Below are 15,188 nucleotides of genomic sequence, written 5' to 3'. Positions count from 1 at the left end.
GGTCCATGTGCACAGCTGAGCGGGCGGGAAACTCGACGTCTCGAATGCGAGTTGACCATCGCCGCTCCGGCGGTCACGCTGAGCCACGACAAGCGAAGGTGGTGAAGCGATGACCGTGACCGTCGGCCTGGTGCTGCACGCCAAGAGCGTCCCGGTGTTCGAGGAGGCCGCGCGGACGCTCACCGGGGTCACGTGCAAATGGGCGGTCTATCCCCACGACGACGACATTCCCGAGGCCGCGGCGAAGATCCTCGACGGTGACCGGCTCGACGGGCTCCTCATGGGGCTGCTCCCCCACGACGCCTGCCGTCACCTGCTCCCCGACGATCTCGCCGTCGCGGTCGTCCGGCCGCCCGCGCTGTCGCTTTCCCTTGCCTTCGCCAAAGCGCTGACCCGCAATCTGCGGCCGGGCACGGTCAGCATCGACACGTTCGCCGAGGACGCGGTCGACGAGGTCAGCACGGCACTGGGCCTGCGAGCCCGGCAGGTCGTGTCGCTGCCGTACCGTGCCGGGCAGCCCGCGGCCGAGATCGTGACGCACCATCTGCGGGCGGTGCGGCGTGGCGGGTTCGTGATCAGCGCGCGTACCGAGGTCACACATCGGCTGCGCGGCAAGGTCCCGGTCGTGCAGAGCCTCACCGTGCCGTCCACCGTGCGGGCCGAACTGCACGACCTCGTCCTGCGCCTCCAATCCCGCCAGGCCGCCGAGTTCCGCTTCGCGGCGGGGGTCTTCCTCGTCGCCGCGCCCGAGCGTGACGTCGACCGCGCGCGGATCGGCCTGATGAACCTGCTGCTCAACACGCCGGAGTTCGCCGACGCCTGGATCGAGAACCGGGGCAGGCGCGGCGTGATCGTGCTGGCGCACCAGGCGTTGTTCGACCGGATGACCCATCAGTGGCTGACCGTGCCGGTGCTGGGCGCGGCGACCGAGAAACTCGGCGTCCGGGTCGCCGCCGGGTTCGGCATCGGTGGTTCGGCCCGCACCTGCGTCACGCTCGCCGAACGCGCCGCCGCGCGGGCCGAGGCCGAGGGACGTCCGTCCGGCTACCTCATCCAGGACACCGGCGTGATCATCGGGCCGATGGGCCCCGACGGCGTCCCCGCCGAATTCACCTACCGCGACCACGGCGCCCGTCTCGAACAGCTGGCCCGGCGGGTCGGGCTGAGCGCGGCGACGTTGTCGCGCCTGGTCGCCGTGGAACGCGGCAGGAGGGGCCGGACGTTGTCCTCGGCCGAACTCGCCAACGCGCTCGGCATCACCGACCCGAGTGGGCGCCGGCTACTACGTACCCTGCTCGCCGGCGGCCTCGTGACGCCCGAGGGCAGCGAGCAGACCCATCGTAAGGGCAGGCCCGCCACGTTGTTCCGGCTCGGCATCGAGCGCGCACTTCAGCAGGAATCCCCAGCGCTGTCAACGAACCTGGATACATAAATGCGGATCGGCCGCGCGGCCATTGACCTGCGCGCGACACCGGGTCATGCTGCTCGAATCGTCGAAACGCACTACTTCCGAACGTAGGTCGCGGGACGGAGGCCGATGGATCGCCGCAGCTTCCTGAAGGCCGCTTCCCTCGGTGCCGCCCTCCCCCTGCTGTCCGCCTGCGGCCGCACAGTCCGCGACGGCAAGGTCCGGTTCGAGGGTTGGGACTACGAATCCCAGCTGGTACAGCAGAACGTCACCCGGTTCACCACGCTCAATCCGGACGTCGGGGTGTCCTACACGCCGATCACCAGCTCGCAGTTCATCCAGAAGATCACCGCCGAGTTCCTCGGTGGCGGCGGACCGGACGTGCTCTACATGTACGACGATTCGCTCGCCGGTTCGGTGGAAGCCGGATACCTCCAGCCGCTCGACGGCATCGCGGGCGTCGATGAGATCTACGACGCCGTCTACCCGTCCAACGCCGCGGCCATGACGTATCAGGGGAAACGCTACGGGCTGCCGTACTACACCGACATGCAGTCGCTGGTGTACAACGCGGAAATACTCGGCCGGGCGGGGATTTCCGCGCCACCGAAGACACTCGACGAACTCGAAGAGCAGGCGCTGCGGATCAAGCGGGCCGGGATCCTCGAGTTCCCCATCGGGGTGGCCGCCCAGCTCTCCGACACCGCCGGATTCTGGTTGTGGGGACTCGTGTACGCCAACGAGGCCGATCTCTTCGACGAGCGGCTGCGGCCGGTGATGAGCGCGTCCGGTTCCGCGCTCACCGGCGTGTTCGCATGGCTGGAGCGCGTCAGCCGCCGCTCGCGAGTGCTGGACCCGGCGTGCCTGCAACTCCTGCCGGTGCCGATGGACAACGCGGTGATGGCGGGCCGCTACGCGTTCGTGATCACCTCCCGTTACACCCTGCGCAACTACAACGACCCGGCGAAGTCCAAGACCGCGGGGAAGATCCGGCTCGCGCAGCTCCCCAGCCTCGACGGCCGGACGCGGGGCACGGTCAGCAGCACCCGGATGTACTGCCTCGGCGCCCGCACCGAGGTCCGGGAGAAGGCCCTCCGGCTGCTCAACTATGTCGGCGGGTTCGACGCCGAGGGAAAGCCCTACACGGCGAGGTTCTGGTTCGTCCAGCGTGGACTGGGCTACGCCTACCGCGCCCTCGCCGACGACCCCGAGATCACCGGGGTGCTGCGGAAGTTCGCCGATCCCGAGGTGTACGCGCAGCTCGCCCACGTCGCGAAGGCCCGCGCGGTCACCGCCGTACCCTGGTACCCGGAGTTCGAACAGAGCCTGCAACGCGCGACCCAGCGGATTCTCGTCGGCGCGACCACGGCCGCCGCGGCTTCCGCGAGCCTCGACGACACCGCCCGTTCCCTCGCGAAGCGTTACGAGTAGGGGGCGGGATGCCGAAACTGACCGACACCCACCGCGCCTATCTCCTCAACGGGCCCGCGATGGTCGTACTGCTGGCGCTGGTGGCCTATCCGATCGGTTACTCCTTCTGGGTCAGCCTGCACCGGCAGAACCTCAAGCGCCCCAAGGCGACCCGGTTCATCGGACTGGACAACTACCTTTCGCTCTGGCACGACCCCGCCTTCCTCGGCTCGCTGCGTACCACCGCGCTGTTCGTCCTGGTCGTGGTGTCGATGACAGTCGTACTGGCGATGACACTGGCACTGGTACTCAACGAGACGTTCCTCGGCCGCGGTGCGCTGCGCAGCCTGGCGCTGCTGCCGTGGGCGATGCCGGGCGTGGTCAACGGCCTGATGTGGCGGACGATCTTCGATGCCAAGACCGGTGTCCTCAATGGACTGCTCAGTAGCCTCGGGTTGATCGGCCATTACCAGGCCTGGTTGTCGTCGGCGGGCGGGGCGTTCTTCCTGACCGCGTTCGCCCAGGTGTGGAACACGCTGCCGTTCGCGGTGATCCTGTTGCTCGCCGGGCTCTCGACTATTCCGAAGGATCTGTACGACGCGGCCACTGTGGACAGAGCGGGCGCGATCCAGCGGTTCCGCCAGGTGACGCTGCCCTGGCTGCTGCATCCGCTGCTGATCGTGCTGATCCTGGAGACGATGAACGCGTTCAAGGCGTTCGACACGATCTACGTGCTCACCGGCGGCGGTCCCGGCGACGCGACCGACGTCATCGCCGTGCTGAACATCCGCACCGCGCTCACCTACACCGACTTCGGCCTCGGCAGCGCCTACGCGTGGGTGATCACGCTCATCACGTTGCTGGTGTCCGTCGGTTACGTCGCCACGCTCTACCGGAAGGGGAGTTTCGAACTGTGAGCACCGTTCCCCTACGGTACCGACTGCCGTGGAAGAAGATCGTCGTCTACGCGATCGCCGCGTGCTTCGCGCTCTATCTGCTCATGCCGTTCTACTGGATCTTCGCGATGAGCTTCATGCACGAGGTCGACGCGATCGCCGTCCCTCCACAATGGATTCCCGCGAAGCCGACACTCGAGAACTACCTCAGCTTTCTGAAGCCGAACGCGGGCGAGGCGCTGGTCGGCGGCCGGGCCATCGAGGAGACCCCGTTCGCGCTGGGCAACAGCCTCGTCGTCGCGGTCTCCACCGCGGTGCTGAACCTGGTACTGGCGGTGCCCGCGGCGTATGCGTTCTCCCGGCTGAAGTTCCGCGGCGGCAAGCTCCTGCTGATCGGCTACCTGCTGACCCGCATGGTGCCCAGCGTGGCGATCATCATCCCGGTCTACCTCATGATGCGCTCGCTCGGCCTGCTCGACACCTACGGCGCGCTGATCCTGAGCTACCTGACCTTCTCCCTGCCGGTCACGATCTGGGTGCTCAAGGACTTCTTCCGCGCGGTACCGAGGGAACTGGAGGACGCGGCGCGGGTCGACCGCTGCGGCTGGTTCCGTACCATGTGGACGGTCTTCCTGCCGGTCGCCGCGCCAGGACTCGTGGCCGCCGCGGTGTTCTCGTTCATGACGGCGTGGAACGAGTTCATGTTCGCCCTGTTCATGACCTCGACGAAGGCGGCGAAGACGATGCCGGTCGTCGCCGCGAACTTCGCGACCGACCTGAACACGCAGTTCACGCTGATGGCGGCCGCGGGCGTGCTGGCCGTCCTCCCGCCGCTGATCCTGGTCCTGATCTTCCAGCGGCTGCTCGTACAGGGCATGGCGGCCGGTTCGGTGAAGGGGTGACGTCATGGCGCACGTGAGGTTGACGGGCCTGCGCAAGGCCTACGGCGACGCCGTCGCGGTGGCCGGGCTCGACCTGGCCGTGGCCGACCGCGAGTTCCTGACGCTCGTCGGCCCGTCCGGCTGCGGGAAGTCGACGACACTACGGATGATCTGCGGACTGGAAAGGGCCAGCTCGGGCCAGGTGTTCTTCGACGACGAGCCGGTCGGCCACCTGCCCGCCAACAAGCGCGACGTCGCCATGGTGTTCCAGAGCTACGCGCTCTATCCGCACAAGACCGTCGCGCAGAACATCGGGTTCGCCTTGCGGATGATGCGGGTGCCCAAGGACGAGATCGCCCGCCGCGTCACGGAAACCGCTCGCTCGCTGGACATCGGGAAGCTGCTCGACCGCAAACCGAAGGAACTCTCCGGCGGCCAGCGTCAGCGGGTGGCGCTCGGCCGGGCCATCATCCGCGACGCCGGCGCCTACCTGCTGGACGAGCCACTGTCCAATCTGGACGCTCAGCTGCGCGTCGACATGCGGGCGGAGCTGAAGCGGCTGCACGCCGACCTCGCCAGGACGTTCATCTACGTCACCCACGACCAGGTCGAAGCGATGACGATGTCGGACCGGATCGCGGTGCTCAACGAGGGCGAACTACAGCAGTGCGCACCGCCCGAGGAGATCTACCGGCGCCCCGCGAACATGTTCGTGGCCTCCTTCATGGGCAGCCCGGCGATGAACTTCCTGCGTGGCCGGATCGTCGACGACGGCGGGCGCCGGCTGTTCCGCGGCCCGGCCTGGGAGCAGGAACTCCCGGCCGGGGCCGGAGACGTCCCCGATCGCGACGTCGTGCTCGGCGTCCGTCCCGAGGACCTCCGGCTCAACGGCCCGGACGGCGAGGGCCGCCGGGGAAAGGTCTTCGTCGCCGAACCACTCGGTGCCGACGTGCTCGTCACCGTCGATATCGGCGCGCTGGTCAAGGCCCGCGTTCCGGCGCCCTTCCGCACCTCCCATGACGATCCGGTGTCGGTCGTGTTCCGGCCGGACCGGCTCTACCTGTTCGACGCCGAGAGCGGCGCCGCGCTGTTCGCACCCGCCCACACGGAAAGGTGAACTGATGACCGGGGCACCTTCGCCCAGAAAACCGGAGACCGCCGCGATCACCATCGGGAAACCCGGCGACTTCGACGAGTTCTGGGCCGAAACGCTGCGTCAGGCCGAAGCCGTCGACCCGGCTCCCGAGCTGATCCACCGCCCCGACCTGTCGACCGAGCGGGTCACGGTCGGCGAGCTGAGCTACACCAGTTTCGGCGGCGTCCGGGTCACGTCGTGGTACGCCGCGCCCGCCGAACCGGCGCCGCCCGGCGGTTATCCGGTGGTGCTGCACATTCCGGGCTACATCTCCGAACCCGCGATCATGAAGTCGTGGGCGGCACGCGGCTACGTCGCCATCGATCTGGCCCCGCGCGGGAAGCTGCGGGCCAACGCGGTGGTGAACCCCGGCTTCCCCGGGCTGCTCGTCGACAACATCACCGACCGGTTCTCCTACACCTACCGCGGGTTCTACGTCGACGTCGTCCGCGCGCTCGATGTCGTGGCGGACCTGCCGGACGTGGACGGCGGCCGGATCGGGGTGTGGGGGTCGAGCCAGGGCGGCGGGCTCGGCATCATCTCCGCCGCGCTGCGGCCCGGCCTGGTGCGCTGCGTCGCGGCCGGGGCGCCGTACCTGTGCGGGATCATGGCCGCGACCCGGCTGACGCATTCCTACCCGTACGAGGAGATCACCGAGTACCTGCGGGTGCGTCCCGACGACGAAGCGCTGATCACCGAGACGGTGTCCTATTACGACGGTCTCAACTTCGCCGGCGCCGTCCGCGCGCCGATCCTGGTCTATCTGGGCATGGAGGACGACGTGTGCCCGCCCGAAACCGGGTTCTCGGTGTTCCGTCTGCTGCCGGAGCCGAAGACGCTGCTCACCTATGAGCGGTGCGCGCACCACGCCGGGCTGCGGTGGGTCGTGCCCGAGGTCGAAAAGTTCCTGGACGGATTCCTCGAGCCGAGCGGAGCGATAGCGTGAACTTCGACGAGTACTGGGCGGCCCTCGACGCGGAACTCGCCGACGAGCCCGCACACGCGGTCCTGACCCCGATGCCGTCACGGTCCACAAAGGACTTTTCCGGCTACGAAGTGCGGTTGACCAGTCTGGGTGGCTATCGCATCTTCGGCTACCTCAGCGTGCCGACCGGCCCCGGCCCGTTCCCCGGACTGCTGGAGCTTCCCCGGCACGGCAGCGTGAACAACGCGCCGCATTACCACGAGCGGCTGCGGTACGTCGTGTTCACGCTCATGCACCGGGGACAACGGCGAGCCGACGAGCCGTTCGCCGCGGCCTACCCCGGCCTGTTCACCCGCGGTATCACCGATCCCGCGACGTACGTCTACCGGGACATCGTCGCGGACTGCCTCCGCGGTGCCGAATTCCTGTGGGGACGCCCGGAACTCGACCCGGGCCGGGCCGGTCTGGTCGGCGACGATCTCGCCCTGCTGACCGCGGCCCGCCGTCGCGGTTTCACCGCGGTCGAGGTCACCGGGCCGCTGCTGCACAACGCGCTGCGGCTACGCCATTCCACCAGCGAGTATCCGCTCGAAGAACTCAACGACCATCTCCGGCGGCATCCCGGCGACGAGGAGCGGATCGTCGACACGCTCTCGTATTTCGAACCCGCGCGGCACGCGCTCTCGGTCACCGCGCGGACGTTGATCACGCTGCCCGGCGGCCCCCCTCGGCACTGGACCGACGAGTTGCTCAGCGCGTTCGGCGGCCGGATGGACACCTACCGCCGGACCGACGAGGACGCCATCGACATGCGTGCCCTCGACGCGTGGCTGGCGGGCTGGCTCGGCGTCGAGCCGATGGCGAGGTTCACAGCGTGAGAGCCGAACGGTACCGGCAGCTGGGGCTGCGCCCGGTGATCAACGCGGCGGCCACGCTGACCCGGCTCGGCGGGTCGCGGCTCGCTCCCCCGGCGGTGGTCGCCATGGCGGAGGCCTCGTGCGAGTTCGTCGACGTGCCGGAGCTGCAGCGCCGGGTCGGTGCCCGGCTGGCCGAGCTGACCGGGAACACCGCCGGGTACGTGACTTCCGGCGCGGCCGCCGGGATCACACTCTCGGTGGCGGCCTGCGTCACCGGCCCGGAACCGTCCACTGTGGAGGTATTCCCGGCGATGACCGGGATGACCAGGACCCGGGTTGCGATGTTCCGGGGGCATCGCAACCCGTACGACTACAACGCGCGGCTGCTCGGTGCCGAGATCGTCGAGTTCGGCGCCGACCTCGCCTCGATGGAGGCGGCGATCGGCGCCGACACGGCGTGTGTGCTCTGGTTCGCCGGCGCGCACTACGCCGAAGGCGCGCCACCACTGTCCGAAGTGGTCGCACTGGCCAAGGCCCGCGGGGTGGCCGTACTCGTCGACGCCGCCGCGCAGATCCCGCCGATTTCGTCGCTCTGGGACTTCACGGCCGGGCTCGGTGCCGACGCCGTACTTGTCAGCGGTGGCAAGGGTTTGCGCGGTCCGCAGTCCAGCGGGCTGGTGCTCGGGAGCACCGCGGTGATCGAGGGCTGCCGGGCGCACGCGTCGCCGCGGCACGGCGTCGGCCGGGGCATGAAGGTCGGGAAGGAGGAAATGCTCGGGCTGCTGGCCGCGGTCGAGTGGTCGCTACAGCAGGACGAGCCCGCGCTGCTGGCCGAGTACGAGAAATCCGTGACGCGCTGGGTGGAAGGCCTCGGCGGCCTGCCTGGTGTCCGGGTCGAACGCGGGTACCCGAGTGAGGCGGGACAGCCGCACGGCCGCGCACTCGTCCACGTCTCGGCGGCCACCGGCTGGACGACGGAGACACTGGTGAAGGCGTTGTGGGAGAACGATCCGCGGATCGCGGTGAACGTGGTCGGCGACGCGATCGCCCTCAATCCACAGACCCTCGAACCCGGTGAGGACGTCCTCGTGCTCTACACGCTGCGTTCGCTGCTGGGCGCCCGATGAAGACCGTGCTGAACCGCCGGGGCCCGGCGGCCGTGCTTGGAGGTGAGGGCCTCCCGCAGCCCTCCGGGGTCGCTTCGCGGAGACCGCCGGGCCAGCCTCCAGGCCCGCGCCGGTCCGGGCCACCCCAGGACCGGCGCGGTCGCGGCAACCGGCCGGTCCGGCGGGCCCGTCCGGACGACCTCAGCCCGGGCGGGCCCGCCCCCTCCCGTCCAGCGGGACGCCGTCACCTGATCAGCGGTCGCCCGCTTCCGAGGCTCCGGCGCACTGTTTCGGTATGCGACGGCTACTGGGGTTGACCGCGGCGGTTGTGCTCACCTTCGGCACCCTCACCACGGCGAGCAGCGCGCACCAGGAACCGACACCGGGTGGGTGGGTCGGCACCTGGTCCGCGGCCCCCGCGGCGGGCGTGCCGAACACCCCGGACGGCTACCCGGACTACTCCATCCGCAACGTGGTCCACAGCAGCGTCGGCGGGACCGGGGTGCGGGTCCGGCTGTCCAATCTCTTCGGCGCGGCACCGCTGACGTTCGGTCACGTGACCGTCGCACTTGCGTCCACTTCGGACAGTCCACGTGCGACACCGGGAACGGTGCGGACGCTGACCTTCGGCGGATCCTCCACGGTGGTGGTGCCCGCCGGTGCCGACGTGCTCAGCGACGCGGCCCCGCTGCGGATCCCGGCCGACGCCGACCTGCTCGTCACCACCTTCGTGCCGGGCAAGTCCGGCCCGGTGACCTTCCACCCGCTCGCCCAGCAGACGTCGTTCTTCACCCGCGCCGGCGACTTCACCACCGAGGAGTCCGGTGCGTCGTTCACCGAGCGGACCGCGGTGTGGCACTACGTCACCGGCGTTGAGGTGCAGAATGGCGGCCAGGGCGCGGTCGTGGCACTCGGCGACTCGATCACCGACGGCGCGGGCTCGCGGGCCGGGGCGAACCACCGCTGGCCGGACTACCTCAGCGACCGGCTGCGCGCGGCGCACCGGCCGCTCGGGGTGCTGAACGCGGGCATCAGCGCGAACCGCCTGCTGCTCGACGTCCCCGGTTCCGGGGCGGGCCGCAACGCGCTGGCCCGCTTCGGCCACGACGTGCTGGGCTTCGGCGGCGTCCGGACGCTGATCGTGCTCGAAGGTATCAACGACATCCAGCAGGACCCGCACCAGACCGACCCGGCGCGGATCATCTCGGCCTACCGCCAGCTCGTCGCGCAGGCCAAGGCACACGGCATCCGCGTCCTTGGCGCCACCCTGACCCCGTTCAAAGGCTGGCGTGTCTACAACGAGAACCTGGAGCGGACACGGCAGGCGGTCAACGCCTTCATCCGCACCGGCGGGGTGTTCGACGGCGTCGTCGACTTCGACGCCGCGGTGCGCGATCCCGCCGATCCGCTGCGGATGCTGCCCGCCTACGACTCCGGTGATCACCTGCACCCCGGCGACGCGGGCTACCAGGCGATGGCGGCCGCCGTCGACCTCAACCGGCTTTAGCCGTCCGGCGCGGCAACGCGAGCACGGCCGCCAGGCTGATCAGGCCCACCGCGACCATGTACAGCGACACCGACAGCGAAGTCTTGGTCGCGTCCTGCAACGCCGTCGCGATCAGCGGTGCGAACCCGCCGCCGAGCACCGCTCCCACCGCGTACGAGAACGACGCGCCGCTGTAGCGGTAGCGCGGCTCGAACAACTCCGCGTACAACGCCGCCTGCGGCCCGTACGTCAGGCCGAGGCCGATGTTCAGCACCACGACGGCGACACCGAGCAGCCACGCGGCACGCGTGTCCACGAGCCAGAAGAACGGGATCGACCACACCACGAGCAGAACCGACCCCAGCAGGTACACCGGCCGCCGCCCGACGCGGTCGGACCAGATCGCCGAGCCCACGATGCTCACCAGCCACGTCACGCTGCCGACGATCACCACCACGAGCATCGTGGTGCGGCTGACCTTCAGCACCGAGGTGCCGTACGAAAGCAGGTAGGCGAGGAACACGTAACCGATCGCGGTGTTGGCGATGAAGCTCCCGGACGCGATCAGCAGTTCCTTCGGCCGCTCGCGCAGCACGTCGAGCATCGGCTTGGTGCTGCGCGCCCGATCGTCCCGCAGCGCGGCGAACACGGGTGACTCCTCGATCCGCAGCCGGATCACCAGGCCGACCGCGACCAGCACGATGCTGAACAGGAACGGCAGCCGCCAGCCCCAGCTCTCGAACTGGGCCTTGGTCAGTGCCGCGTCGAGCACGAAGAACACCAGCTGCGCCAGGATGAGCCCGGCCGGGACACCGATCTGCGAGAACGAGCCGTACCGCCCGCGACGCCCCTCCGGCGCGTGCTCCACGGCCATCAGCGCGGCGCCGCCCCACTCGCCGCCGGCGGACAGTCCCTGCAGCAGCCGCAGCGCCAGCAGCAGGATCGGGGCCGCCACGCCGATCGTGCCGTAGGTCGGGAGCACGCCGACCCCGACGGTCGCGACCCCCATCAGCACCAGCGACAACACCAGCATCGCCTTGCGGCCGATCCGGTCCCCGAAATGCCCCCACACGATGCCGCCGACCGGGCGCGCGAGGAACCCGACGCCGAGGGTCGCGAACGCGGCGAGGGTGCCGGACGCGGGCGAGAGCGTGGTGAAGAACTGGCGCCCGAACACGAGCGCGGCCGCCGTGCTGTAGATGAAGTAGTCGTACCACTCGATGGTCGTGCCGATGGCGCTCGCCACCGCCACCCGCCGCAGCTGCGCCGGTTCCGTCTTCAGTTGCACCACCGTGGCACCCCCAGGATCCCGCCGACCACCTCGTCGGCCGTGCGACATGATGACACGGCGGATCGCCCCGGTCGACCCGTTCGGGTGAGTGGCGCGGCGGCTACCGACGATCGTCGGGCTCGGGCCCGGCGAGGTCGTCGGCCAGGAGGTCCATCAGCAGCCCGTCGTGCCAGGTGCCGTCGCTGCCCCGCTCGTAGCGGCGCATCGTGCCGACCGGGCGGAAACCCAGCGACTTGTACAGCCGGATAGCCTGCTCGTTCTCCGCGGCGGGGTCGATCACCAGCCGGTGGTGGCCACGCTCGGTGAACAGGTGGAGCGCGAGCGTACGGATCGCGTCGGCACCGAGGCCGCGGTGCTGCCAGTCCGGATGCAGGGCGATGTCGATCCCGGCGTGCCGGTACTGCGGATCTGTCTTCTCGAACGCGAGCACGACCCCGACCGTGGCACCCTCGAACTCGATCGCGAACGTGCTCGTGTCCTCCTCCGGGTCGACCAGGTACTTCACCTGCTCGGCGACCGGCTCCTCGGCGTCCGCCCACCAGCGGGCCACCTCCGGATGCGACAGGATCTCCTCGAACCGGACAGCGTCCGCGGCGCCGGCGGGCCGGAGGCGGACGCGGTCACCGATGATCTGGCCAGCAGCGGTCATCGGACCAGTTTCGACCCCCATCCGCCCGCTGTCGACCCGAAGCGGCGGCCGCCCGGTCCTTTGTAGACCCCGCACCGGGGTGCCCACAGCGAAACCACAGCAAGACACAGGGAACCTACAGGTCGTTTCGGGCGACGGCGGGTCCGCTCCCGGCGTTGGACGGGGCATGAGCAGACGCATCCGCTGGACACTGGCCGGGGCGGGAATCTCGGGGCTGGTCCTCACCTCGGGCTTGTTCGTCACCGCGGGCGCGCACCCTATCGCCGATCCGCCACCGCCTCGGCCGTCGCCCGTCGCGTCGAAGTCCTCGGCCCCGCCCAGCACGTCAGCGCCTTCGAGCACGCAGGCCACCACCTCGACGGCTCCCCCGCCCAGCCCGGACGAGATCGCGACCGCGGTCACCAACGCGGTGAAGGCCGCGTCACCCGGCACCGAGGTCGGCTTCGTGATCCGTGACCGCGACACCGGGCAGACCCTCGCCGCTTCGGGCGCCGACCAGTCGTACTACACGGCGTCCGTGGTGAAGCTGCTCATCGCCCTCGACGTCGTGCACAGCGGCGGCTGGCACGTCCCGGACGCCGCCACCGTCGCGGATCTGACCGACATGCTCGCCGGGAGCAACGACGCCGTCGCCTCGCAGCTGTGGGAGGAGGACGGCGGGAGCGACATCGTCACGCGGATGGCGGAGCTGATCGGGCTCACCGCCACCACCCCCGCCGACGATCCGGGACAGTGGGGCATGGCCCGCACCAGCCCCGACGACGTCGTCCGGGTCTACGACTACCTGGAAGACACCGTCCCGCACGACGTCGCCCAGCCGGTCCTCACCGCGCTGGCCGACGCCCGCCCGACCGCCGACGACGGGTACCAGCAGTATTTCGGGATCCCGGAAGGACTGCCCGGGTCGAGCTGGCTGGTCAAGCAGGGCTGGATGATCCTGGACTCCTCGCTCGTGCTCAACACGACCGGCGTCGTCGACGGCCGCTACGTCGTCGCCCTCCTGACCGAGCAGCCCGCCGCGACGGCCGACGCCACCGCCCGCGCCGCCGTGACGGCCGGGATCGCGGCCGCCGCCCCAGCCTTCACCGCGCCGACGCCGTCGAACTGAAAAGGTCCACAAAGGACACTCAGGTCAGGACACCCGGGCGCCCACCTCGCGGGCGCGTTCGATGTCCGGGCTCCGGTACAGCCGTTCGGGGATGCTCGCGAGCGTCGACGGCCGCAGCTTGGGGCCGAGCCCGTACAGCTCCTGGAAGCTCATGATGAGCGGGCGCCAGGCGTCCGGGTCGATCCGGTTGTCCGTGCCCGCCATGCGGACGTCGTCGTGCGCGCCGACCCGCTGGACGCGGACCTCGATGGCGACGATCCCGCCGCGCTGCGCCTCGTCGTCCTCCGCGATCGGGTGCACCCCTTCGACGAGAGCCTCCATCACCACCGGGCATTCCGCGACGCGCGGCGCCTCGACGGTCTCCGCCGGGATCGGCGTCAGCCCCGCGCGGCCGAACTTGTCCGGCTCGTACCGGTAACCCCGCTTCCGCTTGTTCGGCGGCACCGGGTCGGATCCGGTGGTCAGCGCGAGCCGGTCGACCGCGTCCGCGAGCGCGTCCGAGGGCAGGTTCAGCACGCATTCGCCGGTGCGCAGCATGTTCTGTGTCGTCTTCGAGCGGGCACCGAGGCCGAGCATGGCACGCCAGCCGAGCCAGAACACCGAGGACATCGGGGCCAGGTTCGCGGTGCCGTCCTCGTTGCGGGTCGAGATCAGCACGACCGGCGTGCCGAAGTAGAGGATGCCGGGTTCGATCGGGGTGTGTACTGGAGAATTCACGTTCACACCGGCCAGTCTGCTGTCCGGTGCGGACGTCCGGCTGGCGGTAATCGGACGTGGCGATCACCGCCCGCCGGTCCCCTACCGCCCGGCCAGCGGCACGACCGCCCCGTTCCGCTGGCCGTTGCGCCGGTCGTTCCCCGCGGCGGCACGCGCCCGCCCCGGCCGCTCGCCTCGCCGCGGTGCGGGCGTCGCCACCCCGGCGGGCTGTTGCCGGTCGAAGGGCAGGATCTGCCGCGACGACGTCCGGTCGGCCACCCGCAGCGACTGCGCGGAAACCAGCCACTCCTCGGCGGGTTCGGCGATCTCCAGCAGCAGCGCCTCGAATTCCGAACGCGTCGTCTCCAGGATGTGCGGCGCCGCGAGCCAGCGCAGCACCTGCCTCCCGGTGACCGCCATCCGCTGCCGGGGCGAGGAGATCAGCCGCTCGTCGAAGTAGCGGATCAGCACCTCGTCGACGGTGTCCCACGCGCTGGTGGCGCCGAACAGGTCGAGCACGTCCTCCGCGCCGAGGATCGCGAACGCCTCCGCCAGCAGCTGCATGACCTCCACCCGCAGCACGTTGAGATGGCCGTAGGAGGTGAACTTCAGGTTGTTGCGCAGGTCGAGCCCGCTGCGGCGGACCACCGCGATACTGCCGAAGCTCGGATCGTTCGCCCGTTCCCTGATCACGTCCGAAACCCGCTTGTCCCGCCAGAACAACGCGACCTGGTTGGAGAACTGGGTGAACAGCTGGTGGAAATCGGTGTTCGGCCTGGCGTTCGCCGAACCGAGGCCCCTGCCGTAGCCGAGGACGCGCCGGTACGCGCTGAGCCGGTCCTTCTTCGTGTAGCGCAAGACATCCCGGCGGTCGAAGCGGTACAGGCCGAACGCGCCCGGCCCGTCCGAAAGCCGGATCGCGCCGCGCTGGAACAGCTCCTGCAGCTTCTGCACGACCCGGAACACACCGCTCGCCTCGTGCTGCCACAGGTAGTACAGATCGCCGACGGCGATGATCCGTTCCGACGCGACCGTCTCGTCGTAGGGCTCGACCCCGGGCGGCATGCTGGTCTGGCCCAGATCGCCCGCCGCCTTGTCGCCGAGGCCGACGAGCTGGGCGAGACCACCGTCCGGCGGGCCCGGCTTCGCGCGCTCCGCGAGCTCGACGGCACTGAGCATGTCGTCCAGTTGTTTCAGGATCGCGTCGCCCAGTTTCGGGTCGCTGCCCAGCTCGTTCGACAGTTTGCCGGCGACCTGGCCGCGCAGCGCGGCCACCCGGTCGAACAGTTCCCGGTATTCCTTCTCGGTGCCCATCACGTTCCTCCAAGTTGCCGGGGCCG

At 69.9% G+C, this 15,188-nt stretch carries 14 protein-coding genes; 10 read left to right on the top strand and 4 right to left on the bottom strand.

Going from position 1 to position 15,188, the window contains the following annotated elements; all coding sequences use genetic code 11:
* Positions 1 to 109: 109 nt before the first annotated feature.
* From ACFW0G_RS00885 to ACFW0G_RS00845, 9 genes are all read left to right on the top strand, one after another.
* The gene (locus ACFW0G_RS00885) at positions 110 to 1,432 is read left to right on the top strand and encodes a helix-turn-helix domain-containing protein (RefSeq protein WP_378322521.1); all 1,323 of its coding nucleotides are present in this window, start codon (positions 110 to 112) and stop codon (positions 1,430 to 1,432) included.
* Between the two features lie 105 nt (positions 1,433 to 1,537).
* Complete coding sequence (locus ACFW0G_RS00880; protein ID WP_378322520.1) at positions 1,538 to 2,839, top strand: ABC transporter substrate-binding protein; 1,302 nt, start codon at positions 1,538 to 1,540, stop codon at positions 2,837 to 2,839.
* 8 nt (positions 2,840 to 2,847) lie between these two features.
* A complete protein-coding gene (locus ACFW0G_RS00875; RefSeq protein ID WP_378322519.1) occupies positions 2,848 to 3,735 on the top strand; it encodes a carbohydrate ABC transporter permease in 888 nt (295 codons plus the stop codon).
* Positions 3,732 to 4,616, top strand: coding sequence for a carbohydrate ABC transporter permease (locus tag ACFW0G_RS00870; protein WP_378322518.1), 885 nt, complete (start codon positions 3,732 to 3,734; stop codon positions 4,614 to 4,616). Before ACFW0G_RS00875 ends, ACFW0G_RS00870 begins: the two co-directional genes overlap by 4 nt.
* Positions 4,617 to 4,620: 4 nt before the next feature.
* Positions 4,621 to 5,712 carry an ABC transporter ATP-binding protein gene (locus tag ACFW0G_RS00865; RefSeq protein ID WP_378322517.1) on the top strand — a complete coding sequence of 364 codons (1,092 nt, stop codon included), beginning with the start codon at positions 4,621 to 4,623 and terminating at the stop codon, positions 5,710 to 5,712.
* 4 nt (positions 5,713 to 5,716) lie between these two features.
* Entirely contained in the window at positions 5,717 to 6,676 is a 960-nt protein-coding gene (locus ACFW0G_RS00860) for an acetylxylan esterase (protein WP_378322515.1), read from the top strand.
* On the top strand, positions 6,673 to 7,533 hold the full coding sequence (locus tag ACFW0G_RS00855; protein WP_378322514.1) for an acetylxylan esterase: 861 nt from the start codon (positions 6,673 to 6,675) through the stop codon (positions 7,531 to 7,533). The genes ACFW0G_RS00860 and ACFW0G_RS00855 overlap by 4 nt, the downstream gene beginning before the upstream one ends.
* A complete protein-coding gene (locus ACFW0G_RS00850) occupies positions 7,530 to 8,639 on the top strand; it encodes an aminotransferase class V-fold PLP-dependent enzyme (protein WP_378322513.1) in 1,110 nt (369 codons plus the stop codon). The genes ACFW0G_RS00855 and ACFW0G_RS00850 overlap by 4 nt, the downstream gene beginning before the upstream one ends.
* Positions 8,640 to 8,913: 274 nt before the next feature.
* Positions 8,914 to 10,125, top strand: a complete 1,212-nt coding sequence (locus ACFW0G_RS00845) for an SGNH/GDSL hydrolase family protein (protein WP_378322512.1) — start codon at positions 8,914 to 8,916, stop codon at positions 10,123 to 10,125.
* Here the strand turns inward: ACFW0G_RS00845 and ACFW0G_RS00840 are convergent.
* Both ACFW0G_RS00840 and ACFW0G_RS00835 read right to left on the bottom strand, forming a co-directional pair.
* Positions 10,112 to 11,395, bottom strand: a complete 1,284-nt coding sequence (locus ACFW0G_RS00840; protein WP_378322511.1) for an MFS transporter — start codon at positions 11,393 to 11,395, stop codon at positions 10,112 to 10,114. The genes ACFW0G_RS00845 and ACFW0G_RS00840 overlap by 14 nt on opposite strands.
* Positions 11,396 to 11,495: 100 nt before the next feature.
* Positions 11,496 to 12,044 carry a GNAT family N-acetyltransferase gene (locus ACFW0G_RS00835; RefSeq protein ID WP_378322510.1) on the bottom strand — a complete coding sequence of 183 codons (549 nt, stop codon included), beginning with the start codon at positions 12,042 to 12,044 and terminating at the stop codon, positions 11,496 to 11,498.
* Between the two features lie 166 nt (positions 12,045 to 12,210).
* On the opposite strand from ACFW0G_RS00835, the gene ACFW0G_RS00830 reads away from it, so the two are divergent.
* Positions 12,211 to 13,152: a hypothetical protein gene (locus ACFW0G_RS00830; protein ID WP_378322509.1), complete on the top strand. Its 942-nt coding sequence runs from the start codon at positions 12,211 to 12,213 to the stop codon at positions 13,150 to 13,152.
* Positions 13,153 to 13,176: 24 nt separating this feature from the next.
* Here the strand turns inward: ACFW0G_RS00830 and ACFW0G_RS00825 are convergent, their stop codons facing one another.
* Both ACFW0G_RS00825 and ACFW0G_RS00820 read right to left on the bottom strand, forming a co-directional pair.
* Positions 13,177 to 13,869 carry a flavin reductase family protein gene (locus ACFW0G_RS00825; protein ID WP_378322743.1) on the bottom strand — a complete coding sequence of 231 codons (693 nt, stop codon included), beginning with the start codon at positions 13,867 to 13,869 and terminating at the stop codon, positions 13,177 to 13,179.
* An 81-nt stretch (positions 13,870 to 13,950) separates the two neighbouring features.
* Positions 13,951 to 15,162 (bottom strand): hypothetical protein, encoded by a 1,212-nt coding sequence (locus ACFW0G_RS00820; RefSeq protein WP_378322507.1) that lies wholly within the window; start codon positions 15,160 to 15,162, stop codon positions 13,951 to 13,953.
* Positions 15,163 to 15,188 lie beyond the last annotated feature (26 nt).

The organism is Amycolatopsis sp. NPDC058986 (genome assembly GCF_042741125.1).
Lineage (GTDB): Bacteria > Actinomycetota > Actinomycetes > Mycobacteriales > Pseudonocardiaceae > Amycolatopsis.
This window is presented reverse-complemented; position numbering and strand designations above follow the sequence as displayed.